Genomic DNA, 14,106 nt, shown 5'->3' on the forward strand with positions numbered 1-14,106 from the left:
GCTTATGCGTCGCGGTTCAGCCAGGCCATATATTCCGTTACGCCTTCGGCAACGGTCTTGAACGGCTTGTCGTAGCCTGCGGCGCGCAGGTTAGTCAGGTCCGCCTGGGTGAATGCCTGGTAGCGGCCTTTCAGCTTATCCGGGAACGGAATGTACTCGATGCTGCCTTTCTTATGGTACGCCAGCGTCGCGTCTGCCACCGCCTGGAAGGATTCCGCGCGGCCGGTGCCCAGGTTGAAAATGCCGGACACGCCATTTTCCAGGAACCACAGGTTTACTGCCGCCACATCGCCCACGTAGACGAAGTCACGCTTGAAGCCGTCGCTGCCTTCGAACAGTTTCGGGCTTTCGCCGTTATTTAATTGGGTGTTCAGGTGGAACGCCACGCTCGCCATGCTGCCTTTGTGGCCTTCGCGCGGCCCGTAGACGTTGAAGTAGCGGAAGCCGACAATCTGCGAGTTCGCTTCTGGCAGGATCTGACGTACGTACTCATCAAACAGGAACTTGGAGTAACCGTAAACGTTCAGCGGCTGCTCATATTCGCGGGATTCGATGAAATCTGAAGTGCGCCCACCGTAAGTTGCCGCGGAAGAGGCGTACAGGAACGGAATTTCACGCTCCAGGCAGTAGTGCAGGAGCTCTTTGGAGTACTGATAGTTGTTATCCATCATGTACTTGCCGTCCCACTCGGTGGTGGAGGAGCACGCACCTTCGTGGAAGATGGCTTCGATCTCGCCGAACTCTTCACCCGCCATAATCTGGATAAGGAAGTCTTCTTTATCCATGTAGTCAGCGATGTTCAGATCCACCAGGTTCACGAACTTGGTGCCGTCTTTCAGGTTGTCCACCACCAGAATGTCGGTGATGCCTTTGTCATTGAGGGCCTTAACAATATTGCTGCCGATAAAGCCCGCGCCGCCAGTAACGATGATCATAACTGTAACCTTTGAAGTATGAGTCGGGGAATATCCCGAACGCTAATCTCTTTATCATATCATCACAATGCTCAGGCTTCAGCCATTCACCGATATGCAGCAGGGGTACGCGTGATTTATGCTGCAAAAACGAGAAGAGATACTGCGTCATCTCGTCATGAACTATTGGTTTGGGTAATATGTGCCAAAATTTGCCGAGTCTGGAGAATTGCAATGCGTGGTGATTTTTACAAACAGTTAAACAGCGACCTCGATACCGCACGTGCGGAAGGGTTGTTCAAAGAAGAGCGTATTATCACGTCTGCCCAGCAGGCGGACATCACCGTTGCCGACGGCAGCCATGTGATCAACTTTTGCGCGAACAACTATTTAGGTCTTGCGAATCACCCTGAGCTAATTGCCGCGGCGAAAAACGGCATGGACACCCACGGTTTCGGTATGGCCTCCGTTCGCTTTATCTGCGGTACGCAGGACAGCCACAAGCAGCTTGAGCAAAAGCTGGCGAACTTCCTCGGAATGGAAGACGCGATTCTGTACTCCTCCTGCTTCGACGCCAACGGCGGTCTGTTTGAGACCCTGCTCGGCGCAGAAGACGCGATTATCTCCGACGCCCTGAACCACGCCTCCATCATCGACGGCGTACGCCTGTGCAAAGCGAAGCGTTTCCGCTACGCCAACAACGACATGGTGGAGCTGGAAGCGCGCCTGAAAGAGGCCCGTGAAGCGGGGGCTCGCCACGTCCTGATCGCCACCGACGGCGTGTTCTCCATGGACGGTGTGATCGCCAACCTGAAGGGCGTGTGCGATCTGGCGGATAAATACGACGCGCTGGTGATGGTGGATGACTCTCACGCGGTCGGTTTTGTCGGCGAAAACGGTCGTGGCTCCCACGAATACTGCGACGTAATGGGCCGCGTGGATATCATCACCGGTACGCTGGGCAAAGCGCTCGGCGGCGCGTCTGGCGGCTACACCGCCGCGCGTAAAGAGGTGGTCGAGTGGCTGCGCCAGCGATCCCGCCCGTATCTGTTCTCCAACTCCCTGGCGCCGGCGATTGTGGCTGCCTCCATTAAAGTGCTGGAGATGGTGGAATCCGGAGCTGAGCTGCGCGACCGCCTGTGGGCTAACGCCCGCCTGTTCCGCGAAAAAATGAGTGCCGCAGGATTCACCCTGGCCGGTGCCGATCACGCGATCATTCCGGTGATGCTGGGCGACGCGGTTGTCGCGCAGAAATTTGCTCGTGAGCTTCAGAAAGAAGGGATTTACGTGACCGGGTTCTTCTTCCCGGTGGTACCAAAAGGTCAGGCGCGTATCCGCACCCAGATGTCTGCGGCGCACTCGCCTGAACAAATTGAACGTGCGGTGGAAGCCTTTACCCGCATCGGCAAACAGCTGGGCGTCATTGCCTGAGGACGTATGATGAAAGCGTTATCCAAACTGAAAGCGGAAGAAGGGATTTGGATGACCGACGTGCCGGAGCCGGAAGTCGGTCATAACGATCTGCTGATCAAAATTCGTAAAACCGCCATCTGCGGTACTGACGTTCACATCTACAACTGGGACCAGTGGTCGCAGAAAACCATTCCGGTACCGATGGTTGTCGGTCACGAATATGTCGGCGAAGTGGTGGGTATCGGCCAGGAAGTAAAAGGCTTCAACATTGGCGATCGCGTCTCCGGTGAAGGCCACATTACCTGCGGTCACTGCCGTAACTGTCGCGGTGGGCGTACCCACCTGTGCCGCAACACCGTCGGCGTGGGCGTGAACCGTCCGGGCTGCTTCGCGGAATACCTGGTGATCCCGGCGTTTAACGCCTTCAAAATCCCGGACAATATCTCTGACGATCTGGCCTCCATCTTCGACCCGTTCGGCAACGCGGTACACACGGCGCTCTCCTTCGACCTGGTGGGTGAAGACGTGCTGGTTTCCGGCGCGGGCCCCATCGGCATTATGGCGGCAGCCGTGGCGAAGCATGTGGGTGCGCGCAACGTGGTGATCACCGACGTGAACGAATACCGCCTGTCGCTGGCGCGCAAAATGGGCGTCACCCGCGCGGTGGATGTCTCGAAAGAGAGCCTGACCGATGTGATGGAAGAGCTGGGCATGACCGAAGGCTTTGACGTGGGTCTGGAGATGTCCGGCGCGCCACCGGCGTTCCGCACCATGCTCGACACCATGAACCACGGTGGCCGTATCGCGATGCTGGGTATTCCGCCGTCAGATATGTCCATTGACTGGAACAAAGTCATCTTCAAGGGGCTGTTCATTAAGGGCATCTATGGCCGTGAGATGTTCGAAACCTGGTACAAGATGGCCGCGCTGATCCAGTCCGGTCTGGATCTGTCCCCGATTATCACTCACCGTTTCTCCATCGATGAGTTCCAGCAGGGCTTTGACGCAATGCGGTCCGGCCAGTCAGGGAAAGTGATCCTGAGCTGGGATAAGTAATTAAAAAGGGGCCAGCGGCCCCTTTTTTACTGATTCTTTTTCTCTTCGTCCGTCAGGTAACGCACCTTGCGGGTGTAATCCTGGCCTTTGAACAGCAGTTTGTTATCCGGCGATTCCAGATACTTCTGCCATTCGGAAAGCGGGAAACCACCGTGCGCGCCAATCACCTCTTTCGGCACAACGGCTTCCTGACCGCCGATCTTCTTGGAGACCGGCCAGTTCATCCAGTCGCCCAGGTTAACCGTTTTTACATCCAGCATGTCCAGCAGCGCAGCGAGCGGCAGCTGATCGGTCGGCGGCTGCGTGTCGTCCATCAGCTCCCAGGTATCCTGGAACAGCGTCAGCCACAGCGGGCAGATACGGCGCCAGGTCTTTTTGGTGGCGGCAAGAAACGCGCCGTTAACGTGATCGACCAGATACGGACGCACCGTTTCTTTGTAATATGCCGGCACTTTCTCCGCTGGCGCGCCGTCCAGCTTGGCAATCATTTTGCCCTGACGGAAGCTGGAGTAGATGTGCATATCCGCCATGTTGATCTCTGGCATTTTAAGCAGGTTGAGATCGGAGTCGATCATCAGCACACCTTCACCGCGCGCCTGCAACGGAGCGTTAAGCTTCACCAGACGACTGAGGTAGATCTGCTTATAGCGGTAACCTTCTTCACGTTTTGGAAGCGTGAGGGTAACAACGCGGGTTTTTGGCGGCAGCTCGCCGAAAGCGGATTCAGGCTGATCGCTGACGATAACAATCTCGCTGACGTCGGTGGCATAACGCTCTGCAAAGGTCGCTGACAATAACGCCTCTTCGACGAAATCCGCGCCCGTACACGGGATCACAATGGAATCCACCGCAACGAGATCGCGCGTGACCGGAAGGGAAGCGTAAGGAATGTTATGACGCCCGGTAATGTGGCGGTAGCGAGCATTCAGGAATTTAAACATGTTCTTCTCGTTTGGTTATTGCGCGCCAAGAACGGCCTCGACACCGTTAACATAGCTTTCAATGGCATACATGTTGCAGACATTCTGGTGTGCGGCAGCGGCGAGCCGGGCGCGCAGAGCAGGATCCTGCCAGATATTATCCAGATGTTGAGCAAGTTGCGACACGTCGCTCCAGGGAAACAGCAGGCCGGTCGACTCATGATCGATCAATTCTGCCGTGCCGGTCACCTTTGAACCAATCACGGGAATATTCAGCAGCATCGCCTCCAGCACGACGCGCGGCAGGCCTTCGCTCTTCGAGGCCAGAATAAATGCGTCAAAGGTGGCGAGATAGTCAAAAGGCGTGTTCTGGAAACCGGTAAAAATGACGTGCTCAGCAATACCCAGCGCGTCAGCCTGTGCCGCCAGTGCGCCGCGCTCCGCCCCTTCACCGACCAACACCATCTTCCATTTTGCCTGCGGGTGCCTCTGGCTGAACTGTGCCAGCGCCTCCAGCGTATGGTGGTTGGCTTTGCGAGGGATTAGCGAGCCAATGCTGCCGAACACAAACGTGTCGTCATCAATGTTCAGGCGCTGGCGCATCGCGCGTCGGTCGGGCAAAGGCTGGTGGATGTCGATAGCATTGTTGACCGTGGTACACAGCGCTGGCCGGACGCCATGCTGAAGCAACACGCGTTCAACGCCGTGCGAGACGGCGATGATTTTTGTGGCATGGGCATTGACCAGCTTCACCAGCGGCGGGGTCAGCACCGGTTCAATCCGGCAGTGCTGGATTATCCGCGCATGCAGGTTTGCGCCCGCCAGATACCCTTCTTCGTTAGAGCCTGGCTGGTTGTTCATATACAGCGTATCGAATCCACCTTCCCTGAAAATGGTCTCGATCTTGCTGACGTTGGGGCGAATGCGCCACAGGGTATCGATATGCCGCGTAAAAGCTTTGCGCGCTGAACGCGAGAAAAACAGCAGACCACGTCCCGCTTCTTTCAGTAGTTTTGCCCATGCCGGTTGCTTACGTTGAGGGATAACGAGTAGCGGGATCCTAATGCTATTGAGCACCTGGCCAATCGTTTGACCTTCAGCACGACTATAATCCCTGTAAAAACAACAGGTAATGTCGAATTTGTCGCGGTTGATTCGCTTCAGAAGCTCAAGCATACTGTTGGTACCTCCCCCCCATTCTTTGCCCGTGTCCAGGAGGAGGATTTTACGTTTTTGCGGCATGTCTGAATCCGTATGCTACCCTTCATCTGACCGCATTATAAAGAATTTACTGAAATAAAATAGATTTTTTGTATTTCTTTGTCTTTTTACAAGAAAACATTTTAAACGCGCTTATTTTAAAAGTGCGATTTAAGACTTTAATCGCCTCTTCTCAATTCGATAGTATGAGTGAAAAATTTTATGTCGTTATTGAGAGAGTGAAAATATGTTTAAAATAACGGTCTGCTTATTAACGTTTAACTCCGAAAGAACGTTGCACGATGTTATTCCTCCTCTTTTAAAAATAGCAGATGAATTCGTTATAGTGGATTCCGGAAGTACAGACTCGACGATATATATTTGCCAGAGTTATGGATTGTCGCCTATATTCAAAAAATATAGCTGGCACGGCGAGCAGATGAACCATGCCGTATCCCATGCGCACAACGACTGGGTGCTGTGCATGGACAGTGACGAAATACTCGATCAAGAAACCGTTGATGCTATTTTAAAATTAAAAATGGGCGATGAACCCGAACCGGATATGGCGTGGCGGATATGTCGTCACTGGTTTGTTTTGGGAGAAAATGTCCGAACGATTTATCCCGTCTCATCACCGGATTATCCGGTGCGTCTTTTTAACCGTACGCAGTCGCGATTTAATAACCGGCCAGTAGACGATCAGGTTGAAGGTTTTCTCCGTTCTGAACGTATTCCAGGTTATGTCAGACATGAGACGTTTCATTCGCTGCATGAACTTTTTAATAAATTAAACGGATATACTACTCGCCTGGTTCAATATCAGACGATACGTCCCTCTCTTGGTCGCGGCGCGATCAGCGCTATCGGCGCATTTTTCAAATGGTATCTGTTTAGCGGTGCCTGGCGTCAGGGCAAAGTAGGTGTGGTGACAGGGTTTTATGCCACGGCGTACAGTTTTTTGAAGTATTTCAAGGCCTGGTATCAGGATCGGGAAAAGAGAGAGTCCGTTGCAAAAGAGCAGTCGGACTCTTATCTGGCAGAATAGGCGTTAGCCGATCAGGCTTTTTTTCCCCAACCCTGCCACTGTTGCTGGACATATTTAACCAGTGTACTGCTGCTGATGCTTTCGCCAATCACCGAGAAGAAGCGGGTTGCATAGACCGGTTCAGGCGGCTGTTTCAGCGTGCAGTTCTTCACGCCGCGGAATGGATTACGCGGCTGCGTTGCGGGTGGTTGCGCGCTACCCGGACGAGAAGTATCCACCTGAGGTTCATTGAGCAGATCGCTCGGACGCACCAGCGTAATATCGGCGGGTAAGCCCGGCAACATTTGCTGCAAAACGCGAACGGTAGACGGATGCGGATGCCCAATGGCAATCGCCGAACCGTTACGGCGCGCCAGCTGTACCGCGCGGTTGAACTGCACGCGGATATCCGCTTCGTTCTGGGAGTCGTCCAGGAATACTTTGCGCTTGATGACTTTTACACCTGTCCCCTGAGCGGCACGCATCGCCTGGCTGTTGCCGATGGTCATGCTGTCGAGGAAATAGAGATTGTAACGCTCCAGCGCCTGCATCACTTTAAGCATACCGTACAGGCTGGAGGTCATCGCGCTGCCCATATGATTATTCAGACCCACGGCATACGGCACTTTATTGTACGCATCGCGGATGATGCGATCGATCTCGTCGCTGCTCATGTCCGGGCGCAGGGTATCTTTTTCCAGCGGCTGCTTGCTGAGGGGGGCCATTGGCAGATGGATGAGGACCTGATGGCCGCCATTGTGCGCTTTGGTCGCCATTTCATGCGCGTGAGGCGCATTAGGCAGGACGGCGACAGAGATGGCTGGCGGCATCGCCAGCACCTGATTTTCATAGTGTGGTCGATAACCGAAGTCATCAATCACAATCGCGAGTTTGCCTGCATAAACCGGTGCAGCCAGCGCCAGTGCGCTGACTACGGAAACAACAATTCGACGAAATTGAAGCAAAACCTATCTTCCCAACCACGGCTGTGGATTGACCGCCTGACCCTGACGACGAATTTCGAAATAGAGTGACGGGCGGCCCTGACCGCCACTGCTGCCCACAAGGGCAATGGGTTGACCCGCGCGCACCTGGGTGCCAACGCTGACCAGCGCGCTCTGGTTGTAGCCGTAAAGACTCATATCGCCTTTACCGTGTTCAACCACCACCACGAGCCCATAACCCTGTAGCCAGTCGGCCAGGATCACGCGGCCATCGGCGATGGCTTTCACTTCGCTACCTTCAGACGCACCGATAACGATCCCCTTCCAACGTAGCTCACCCTGCAACTGTTCGCCATAGCGATGCAGGATCGTACCGCGAACGGGCCAGTAAGCCTGACCACGCGGGGAGCCGAGGCCGCCGGTACGCGACATCAGGGAACGTTCATTTTCAGTCGGTTTGTAGGTGGTGCCTTTCCGGGAGGCTTCCTGCTGCTTATTACGCACCGCCTGCGCTTCGCGCGCTTCTTTTTCGGCGCGCGCTTTGGCCGCGGCTTCTGCCCGGGCAATGCTGTTACGCAGTCTGGATTCGTTGGCGCGCATTTCGCTCAGCTGGCTTTGTCCTGCCTGGATAGAGGACTCCAGCCCGGCGAGCGTCTTCTTACGCTCATTGCGCGCCTGCTCAAGCTTCTCCTGCTGCGCCTGCTGATCGTAGAGCAGCGTTTGCTGCTGGCTCTGCTTCTCTTCCAGCTCGGCTTTTTGCGTGGTGACTTCTTCGCGCGTCTGTTTCAGCTGCGCAATGGTCTCCTGACGCGCCTGGTTTAGATAGCCGAAATAGGCCTGTAAACGCTGACCACGCTGGCTCTCTTCACCGCTGAGGATCAGCTGAAGGCCTGTGTGCTCACCCTGACGGAAAGCAGCATCAAGCTGTGCAGCAAGGTTCCGCTCCTGGGCATCGCGCTGACGCTCCAGTTTCGCAATCGACGCGTTCATTTCATCGATTTGCTTATTGAGCTGGGCAAGGGTGTTTTGTGTTTCACGCAGCTTACGCGCGGCGGCGGAAATGGCCTCTTCCTGCTTTTTAAGCTGGGCGAGCAGGGTGGCGCGCTGCTGCTGTTGCTGACGTACCGCACGCTCTTTGGCGGCGATATCGGCCTGAATGGATTTAAGCTGATCGCGGTCATCCGCGTGGGCGGATGCGGCGCACAGCAATACGCCAGCGCTGAGTGCGCTGGCGCAAAGCAGAGGTCTGACTGATAACCGAAGCGGCTTCACGACCCATGTGATTGAAAAAATCGCCTTTCCCCTCATGGGGAGCGATTATTCCACGATGAACAGCGGCTTGCCAGTCATCTCTTCAGGGATTTCCATACCCATCAGCGACAACATGGTTGGCGCGATGTCGGAAAGCTTGCCGCCTTCCACAGCTTTCACTGATTTATCACCTACATAAATCAGTGGAACAGGCAGGTTGGTATGGGCGGTATGCGCCTGACCGGTTGCCGGATCACGCATCTGTTCTGCGTTACCGTGGTCAGCGGTGATCAGCAGCTGGCCGCCCACGGATTCAACCGCTTTCGCGACCTGCTCAACGCAGTGGTCCAGCGCTTCAACCGCTTTAACGGCTGCTTCCATCACGCCGGTGTGGCCCACCATGTCGCCATTCGGATAGTTACAGATGATGGTGTCGTATTTACCGCTTTCGATCGCGGCCACCAGTTTTTCGGTCAGCTCCGCAGAGCTCATTTCTGGCTGGAGATCGTAAGTGGCGACTTTCGGCGAGTTAATCAGGATGCGGTCTTCGCCTTTAAACGGCTCTTCTACGCCGCCGTTAAAGAAGAAGGTCACGTGCGCATACTTCTCAGTTTCGGAGATGCGCAACTGCGTTTTATCGTTTTTCGCCATCCACTCGCCGAAGGTATTTTCCAGGGAAGCGGGTGGATACGCGCATGGGGCTTTGATATCCGCTGCATACTCGGTCAACTGGATGAAATCGATCTTCGCCACTTTCTTACGGGCGAAACCGTCGAAATCGCTGTTGACGAAGGCGCGGGTGATTTCGCGCGCGCGGTCAGCACGGAAGTTCATGAAGATCAGCGCATCGCCATCTTCCATGGCGGCATCGGCCTGGCCTTCAGCGCGGATCACGGTTGCCTTCACAAATTCGTCGTTTTCATCACGCGCGTAAGCCGCTTCCAGGCCTTCAACGGCGGTCGGGAACTGGAACTCACCTTTTGCCAGGGTCAGCAGATCATAGGCTTGCTCAACGCGGTCCCAGCGGTTGTCACGGTCCATGGCATAGTAACGGCCAACGATGGACGCCACGCGGCCTTTGCCCAGTGCGGCAAATTTATCTTCAAACGCTTTAAGAGAACCTTTTGCGCTGCGTGGCGGCGTATCGCGACCATCCAGGAAGGCGTGCAGATAGATTTTTTCCGCACTGCGCTCGGCGGCCAGTTCTACCATCGCCATGATGTGATCTTCGTGGCTGTGAACGCCGCCCGCAGAGAGCAGACCCATAATGTGAACGGCCTTGCCTGCGGCAACGGCTTTATCAACCGCTCCGGTGAGCGTTGGGTTGGCAAAGAATGTACGTTCTTTGATTTCAACGTCCAGGCGCGTCAGGTCCTGATAAACGATACGGCCCGCACCCAGGTTAACGTGACCCACTTCAGAGTTGCCCATCTGACGATCCGGCAGACCCACTTCCAGGCCAGACGCATCAATCAGGGTGTGGGGACGTTTTGCCCATAGCGCATCCATAACCGGGGTTTTGGCGTTGAAAATGGCGTTATCCTGTTGATCTTCACGGTAGCCATAGCCATCCAGAATCACCAGTACCATAGGTTTTTTAGAAACCGACATTGCGACAACCTCATGCTCAAGAGACAAAAAATTTGCGTAATTTTACTACAGCTGAATCGATAAAATAGCCGCAGAAGATCAAAGAAAGCGCGGGGGCAATGCTGTTCTCAGGCCATTTTGAGGCTTTTTTTACGTGGCATGCCGCAGAAAATAGATTAGCTTTATGTCGCTGGCTGTATTTGCCACAGCGCACAGGTATACTCCTGTCCTGGTTTTTTTAATCACTTAGTCGGGAGTTGTTACCCCCCATGCAAGAAATTATGCAATTCGTTAGCCGCCACCCGGTTCTGAGCATCGCGTGGATTGGCCTGCTGGTCGCTGTACTGTTCACCACATTTAAGGGACTGACGTCTAAAATTAAGGTGATCACCCGCGGTGAAGCGACACGTCTGATCAACAAAGAGGACGCCGTGGTTGTCGATCTGCGTCAGCGCGACGATTTCCGCAAGGGCCACATCGCAGGTGCTATCAACCTGCTGCCCGCGGAAATTAAAGCGAACAACATTGGTGAGCTGGAGAAGCATAAAGCCCAGCCGATTATTGTTGTTGACGGCACTGGCATGCAGGCGCAGGAATCTGCCAGCGCACTGCATAAAGCAGGCTTTGAAAACGTAATGGTGCTGAAAGAAGGCATCTCCGGCTGGAGCGGGGAGAATCTTCCTTTAGTGCGCGGTAAATAAGGAGTTAAGTGATGGCCAATATTGAGATCTACACCAAAGCAACGTGCCCGTTCTGCCACCGAGCGAAAGCGCTGCTGTCCAGCAAAGGCGTAACGTTCAAGGAACTGCCGATCGATGGTGACGCGATTAAACGCGAAGAGATGATCCAACGCAGTGGTCGCACAACGGTTCCACAGATTTTTATTGATGCGCAGCACATTGGCGGCTGTGATGACTTGTATGCGCTCGACGCTCGTGGCGGACTCGATCCGCTGCTGAGCTAAAGACTTTAGGACAATTAAAAAGGGTTTTTCCATGTCAGAACAAAACAACACCGAGATGACTTTCCAGATCCAGCGCATCTACACCAAGGATGTCTCTTTCGAAGCGCCAAATGCGCCGCACGTTTTCCAGAAAGACTGGCAGCCAGAGGTTAAACTTGATCTGGATACCGCATCCACCCAGCTGGCGGATGATGTGTATGAAGTCGTACTGCGTGTCACCGTGACCGCCTCTCTGGGCGAAGAAACTGCATTCCTGTGCGAAGTTCAGCAGGGCGGTATCTTCTCCATCGGCGGCATCGAAGGCAACCAGATGGCGCATTGCCTGGGTGCATACTGCCCGAACATCCTGTTCCCGTATGCGCGTGAATGCATCACCAGCCTGGTTTCTCGCGGTACATTCCCGCAACTGAACCTTGCGCCAGTAAACTTTGATGCGCTGTTCATGAACTATCTACAGCAGCAGGCTGGCGAAGGTGCCGAACAACATCAGGATGCCTGATGAGCACTGTTAATGCGTCAATGACTGTGATCGGTGCCGGCTCTTACGGCACCGCTCTTGCCATCACCCTGGCAAGAAATGGTCACGACGTGGTCCTGTGGGGCCACGATCCAAAACATATCGCGACGTTGCAACACGACCGCTGCAATGTGGCGTTTCTCCCGGACGTTCCGTTCCCTGACTCCCTGTATCTGGAAAGCGACCTCGCGACCGCGCTGGCGGCCAGCCGCAATATTTTGATTGTGGTGCCAAGCCATGTGTTTGGCGAAGTCCTGCGTCAGATTAAGCCGCTGATGCGTGCGGATGCGCGTATTGTGTGGGCGACGAAGGGGCTGGAAGCGGAAACCGGACGTCTGTTGCAGGACGTTGCCCGCGAAGCGCTGGGAACAGCGATCCCGCTGGCGGTGATCTCCGGGCCGACGTTTGCCAAAGAGCTGGCTGCGGGCTTGCCGACGGCGATTTCGCTGGCGTCCACCGACCAGGCATTTTCCGACGATCTTCAGCAACTGCTGCACTGCGGCAAAAGCTTCCGCGTGTACAGCAACCCCGATTTTATCGGCGTGCAGCTGGGCGGCGCGGTGAAGAACGTCATTGCCATCGGGGCCGGGATGTCTGACGGCATCGGTTTCGGCGCGAATGCGCGTACTGCGCTGATCACCCGTGGCCTGACCGAAATGTCCCGCCTGGGCGAAGCGCTGGGTGCCGATCCGGCCACCTTTATGGGAATGGCAGGGCTGGGCGACCTGGTGCTGACCTGCACCGATAACCAGTCGCGTAACCGCCGCTTTGGCATGATGCTCGGACAGGGCAGCGATGTAAAAAGCGCGCAGGAGAAGATTGGTCAGGTGGTTGAAGGCTATCGCAATACCAAGGAAGTTCGCGAACTGGCGCACCGTTTCGGTGTTGAAATGCCAATAACCGAGGAAATTTATCAGGTATTGTATTGCGGAAAAAATGCGCGCGAGGCAGCATTGACCTTATTAGGTCGTGCGCGCAAGGACGAGCGCAGCAGCAATTAGCCGGGAAGTATCGTCACCTGAATGACCCAGCCAGCGCAGAACTGGCTGGTCATTAACTATCGTCTGGAGCAAGCAATGCCGTGTGAAGAACTGGATATCGTCTGGAATAATATTAAAGCCGAAGCCCGAGCGTTGGCCGACTGTGAGCCCATGCTGGCCAGTTTCTATCACGCGACGCTACTTAAGCACGAAAATCTCGGCAGCGCCCTGAGCTATATGCTCGCCAATAAACTGGCTTCCCCTATCATGCCTGCTATTGCGATTCGCGAGGTGGTGGAAGAGGCCTACGCCGCAGATCCGGAGATGATTGCTTCTGCCGCCTGCGACATCCAGGCTGTGCGCACGCGAGACCCGGCGGTGGATAAATACTCCACGCCGCTACTGTATCTCAAAGGCTTCCACGCCTTACAGGCGTACCGCATCGGCCACTGGTTATGGAATGAGGGACGCCGCGCGCTGGCCATCTTCCTGCAAAACCAGGTTTCCGTGACCTTCCAGGTCGATATTCACCCGGCGGCGAAAATTGGCCGCGGGATCATGCTCGATCACGCCACCGGCATTGTTGTTGGTGAAACGGCGGTGATCGAAGATGACGTGTCGATCCTGCAATCCGTTACGCTGGGCGGTACCGGTAAAACCAGCGGCGATCGCCATCCGAAAATCCGTGAAGGGGTGATGATTGGCGCGGGCGCTAAAATCCTCGGCAATATTGAAGTCGGACGCGGCGCGAAGATTGGCGCGGGGTCGGTTGTGCTCCAGCCTGTACCGCCGCACACCACCGCCGCTGGCGTCCCGGCGCGCATCGTCGGTAAGCCAGACAGCGATAAGCCGTCGATGGATATGGATCAGCACTTCAACGGTATTCATCACACCTTCGAATACGGCGACGGTATCTGAACGCCGGAACACCTAAATAAAAAAGCCCGGTGAGTCAGTGCACCGGGCTTTTGATTAGTTGCGGTATAACACTTTGATAATGTGATAGCCGAATTGTGTGTGCAGAGGGCCAGTTGGCTCCAGCACCGGGCAGGAGAAGACCACTTTATCAAACGCCGGGACCATCTGGCCCTGGCGGAACTCGCCTAAGTCACCACCGCGTTTGCCTGACGGGCAAATCGAGTGTTTCTTCGCCAGTTTGCCGAAGTCGGCGCCGTTTTTAATCTGTTCGAGCAGATCCTGTGCCAGTTTCTCTTCTTTAACAAGGATATGCAGTGCTGCTGCTGTTTTTGCCATGATCGTGCCTTGAGTCGACTAGTTTACGGTCGGTATACTACCACGCGTTTTTCCTCCTCTCCCGACTTTCATTGAG

15 protein-coding genes are annotated in these 14,106 nt (G+C 55.0%); 8 read left to right on the forward strand and 7 right to left on the reverse strand.

Going from position 1 to position 14,106, the window contains the following annotated elements; genetic code table 11:
- Positions 1–2: 2 nt before the first annotated feature.
- Positions 3–935, reverse strand: coding sequence for an ADP-glyceromanno-heptose 6-epimerase (gene rfaD / locus FZF21_RS00755; protein ID WP_003860858.1), 933 nt, complete (start codon positions 933–935; stop codon positions 3–5).
- Positions 936–1,148: 213 nt separating this feature from the next.
- Between rfaD and kbl the strand changes: the two genes are divergently transcribed.
- Together kbl and tdh are read left to right on the forward strand one after the other, a co-directional pair.
- Positions 1,149–2,345 carry a glycine C-acetyltransferase gene (kbl, locus tag FZF21_RS00760; RefSeq protein WP_015570030.1) on the forward strand — a complete coding sequence of 399 codons (1,197 nt, stop codon included), beginning with the start codon at positions 1,149–1,151 and terminating at the stop codon, positions 2,343–2,345.
- 9 nt (positions 2,346–2,354) lie between these two features.
- Positions 2,355–3,383 carry an L-threonine 3-dehydrogenase gene (tdh, locus tag FZF21_RS00765; protein WP_017383610.1) on the forward strand — a complete coding sequence of 343 codons (1,029 nt, stop codon included), beginning with the start codon at positions 2,355–2,357 and terminating at the stop codon, positions 3,381–3,383.
- A gap of 26 nt (positions 3,384–3,409) precedes the next feature.
- Here tdh and FZF21_RS00770 read toward each other — a convergent pair whose 3' ends face one another.
- The gene (locus tag FZF21_RS00770) at positions 3,410–4,324 is read right to left on the reverse strand and encodes a hypothetical protein (RefSeq protein WP_015570028.1); all 915 of its coding nucleotides are present in this window, start codon (positions 4,322–4,324) and stop codon (positions 3,410–3,412) included.
- Between the two features lie 15 nt (positions 4,325–4,339).
- Positions 4,340–5,545, reverse strand: coding sequence for a glycosyltransferase (locus tag FZF21_RS00775; RefSeq protein ID WP_047737347.1), 1,206 nt, complete (start codon positions 5,543–5,545; stop codon positions 4,340–4,342).
- Positions 5,546–5,750: 205 nt separating this feature from the next.
- Between FZF21_RS00775 and FZF21_RS00780 the strand changes: the two genes are divergently transcribed.
- Positions 5,751–6,551 (forward strand): glycosyltransferase family 2 protein, encoded by an 801-nt coding sequence (locus FZF21_RS00780; RefSeq protein WP_032646783.1) that lies wholly within the window; start codon positions 5,751–5,753, stop codon positions 6,549–6,551.
- Positions 6,552–6,562: 11 nt separating this feature from the next.
- Here the strand turns inward: FZF21_RS00780 and FZF21_RS00785 are convergent, their stop codons facing one another.
- The 3 genes from FZF21_RS00785 to gpmM are packed head-to-tail and all read right to left on the reverse strand — an operon-like array spanning position 6,563 to position 10,336.
- Positions 6,563–7,495 carry a divergent polysaccharide deacetylase family protein gene (locus FZF21_RS00785; protein ID WP_017693955.1) on the reverse strand — a complete coding sequence of 311 codons (933 nt, stop codon included), beginning with the start codon at positions 7,493–7,495 and terminating at the stop codon, positions 6,563–6,565.
- 3 nt (positions 7,496–7,498) lie between these two features.
- The gene (envC, locus tag FZF21_RS00790; RefSeq protein ID WP_026094345.1) at positions 7,499–8,758 is read right to left on the reverse strand and encodes a murein hydrolase activator EnvC; all 1,260 of its coding nucleotides are present in this window, start codon (positions 8,756–8,758) and stop codon (positions 7,499–7,501) included.
- Positions 8,759–8,791: 33 nt separating this feature from the next.
- Positions 8,792–10,336 (reverse strand): 2,3-bisphosphoglycerate-independent phosphoglycerate mutase, encoded by a 1,545-nt coding sequence (gene gpmM, locus FZF21_RS00795; RefSeq protein WP_047737349.1) that lies wholly within the window; start codon positions 10,334–10,336, stop codon positions 8,792–8,794.
- A gap of 248 nt (positions 10,337–10,584) precedes the next feature.
- Here gpmM and FZF21_RS00800 point away from each other — a divergent pair, with 248 nt between their 5' ends.
- From FZF21_RS00800 to cysE, 5 genes are all read left to right on the forward strand, one after another.
- Positions 10,585–11,016 (forward strand): rhodanese-like domain-containing protein, encoded by a 432-nt coding sequence (locus FZF21_RS00800; RefSeq protein ID WP_032646787.1) that lies wholly within the window; start codon positions 10,585–10,587, stop codon positions 11,014–11,016.
- A gap of 11 nt (positions 11,017–11,027) precedes the next feature.
- A complete protein-coding gene (gene grxC, locus FZF21_RS00805) occupies positions 11,028–11,279 on the forward strand; it encodes a glutaredoxin 3 (RefSeq protein ID WP_003860837.1) in 252 nt (83 codons plus the stop codon).
- Positions 11,280–11,310: 31 nt separating this feature from the next.
- Positions 11,311–11,778 (forward strand): protein-export chaperone SecB, encoded by a 468-nt coding sequence (secB, locus tag FZF21_RS00810; protein ID WP_003860835.1) that lies wholly within the window; start codon positions 11,311–11,313, stop codon positions 11,776–11,778.
- Positions 11,778–12,797 carry an NAD(P)H-dependent glycerol-3-phosphate dehydrogenase gene (gpsA, locus tag FZF21_RS00815; protein ID WP_006812398.1) on the forward strand — a complete coding sequence of 340 codons (1,020 nt, stop codon included), beginning with the start codon at positions 11,778–11,780 and terminating at the stop codon, positions 12,795–12,797. Before secB ends, gpsA begins: the two co-directional genes overlap by 1 nt.
- A 75-nt stretch (positions 12,798–12,872) precedes the next feature.
- Positions 12,873–13,694, forward strand: a complete 822-nt coding sequence (gene cysE / locus FZF21_RS00820; RefSeq protein ID WP_022646641.1) for a serine O-acetyltransferase — start codon at positions 12,873–12,875, stop codon at positions 13,692–13,694.
- Between the two features lie 54 nt (positions 13,695–13,748).
- Here cysE and ppiC read toward each other — a convergent pair whose 3' ends face one another.
- Positions 13,749–14,030, reverse strand: a complete 282-nt coding sequence (ppiC, locus tag FZF21_RS00825; protein WP_006812396.1) for a peptidylprolyl isomerase PpiC — start codon at positions 14,028–14,030, stop codon at positions 13,749–13,751.
- Positions 14,031–14,106: the final 76 nt, after the last annotated feature.

This window comes from Enterobacter sp. LU1 (assembly GCF_008271405.2).
Classification (GTDB): Bacteria; Pseudomonadota; Gammaproteobacteria; order Enterobacterales; family Enterobacteriaceae; genus Enterobacter; species Enterobacter hormaechei_C.

Coding starts and splice junctions, on each gene's coding strand:
- tdh (WP_017383610.1), top strand. CDS start 2,355: ATGAAAGCGTTATCCAAACTGAAAGCGGAAGAAGGGATTTGGATGACC.
- secB (WP_003860835.1), top strand. CDS start 11,311: ATGTCAGAACAAAACAACACCGAGATGACTTTCCAGATCCAGCGCATC.
- FZF21_RS00800 (WP_032646787.1), top strand. CDS start 10,585: ATGCAAGAAATTATGCAATTCGTTAGCCGCCACCCGGTTCTGAGCATC.
- rfaD (WP_003860858.1), bottom strand. CDS start 935: ATGATCATCGTTACTGGCGGCGCGGGCTTTATCGGCAGCAATATTGTT.
- gpsA (WP_006812398.1), top strand. CDS start 11,778: ATGAGCACTGTTAATGCGTCAATGACTGTGATCGGTGCCGGCTCTTAC.
- grxC (WP_003860837.1), top strand. CDS start 11,028: ATGGCCAATATTGAGATCTACACCAAAGCAACGTGCCCGTTCTGCCAC.
- gpmM (WP_047737349.1), bottom strand. CDS start 10,336: ATGTCGGTTTCTAAAAAACCTATGGTACTGGTGATTCTGGATGGCTAT.
- kbl (WP_015570030.1), top strand. CDS start 1,149: ATGCGTGGTGATTTTTACAAACAGTTAAACAGCGACCTCGATACCGCA.
- FZF21_RS00780 (WP_032646783.1), top strand. CDS start 5,751: ATGTTTAAAATAACGGTCTGCTTATTAACGTTTAACTCCGAAAGAACG.
- cysE (WP_022646641.1), top strand. CDS start 12,873: ATGCCGTGTGAAGAACTGGATATCGTCTGGAATAATATTAAAGCCGAA.
- FZF21_RS00775 (WP_047737347.1), bottom strand. CDS start 5,545: ATGCCGCAAAAACGTAAAATCCTCCTCCTGGACACGGGCAAAGAATGG.
- ppiC (WP_006812396.1), bottom strand. CDS start 14,030: ATGGCAAAAACAGCAGCAGCACTGCATATCCTTGTTAAAGAAGAGAAA.
- FZF21_RS00770 (WP_015570028.1), bottom strand. CDS start 4,324: ATGTTTAAATTCCTGAATGCTCGCTACCGCCACATTACCGGGCGTCAT.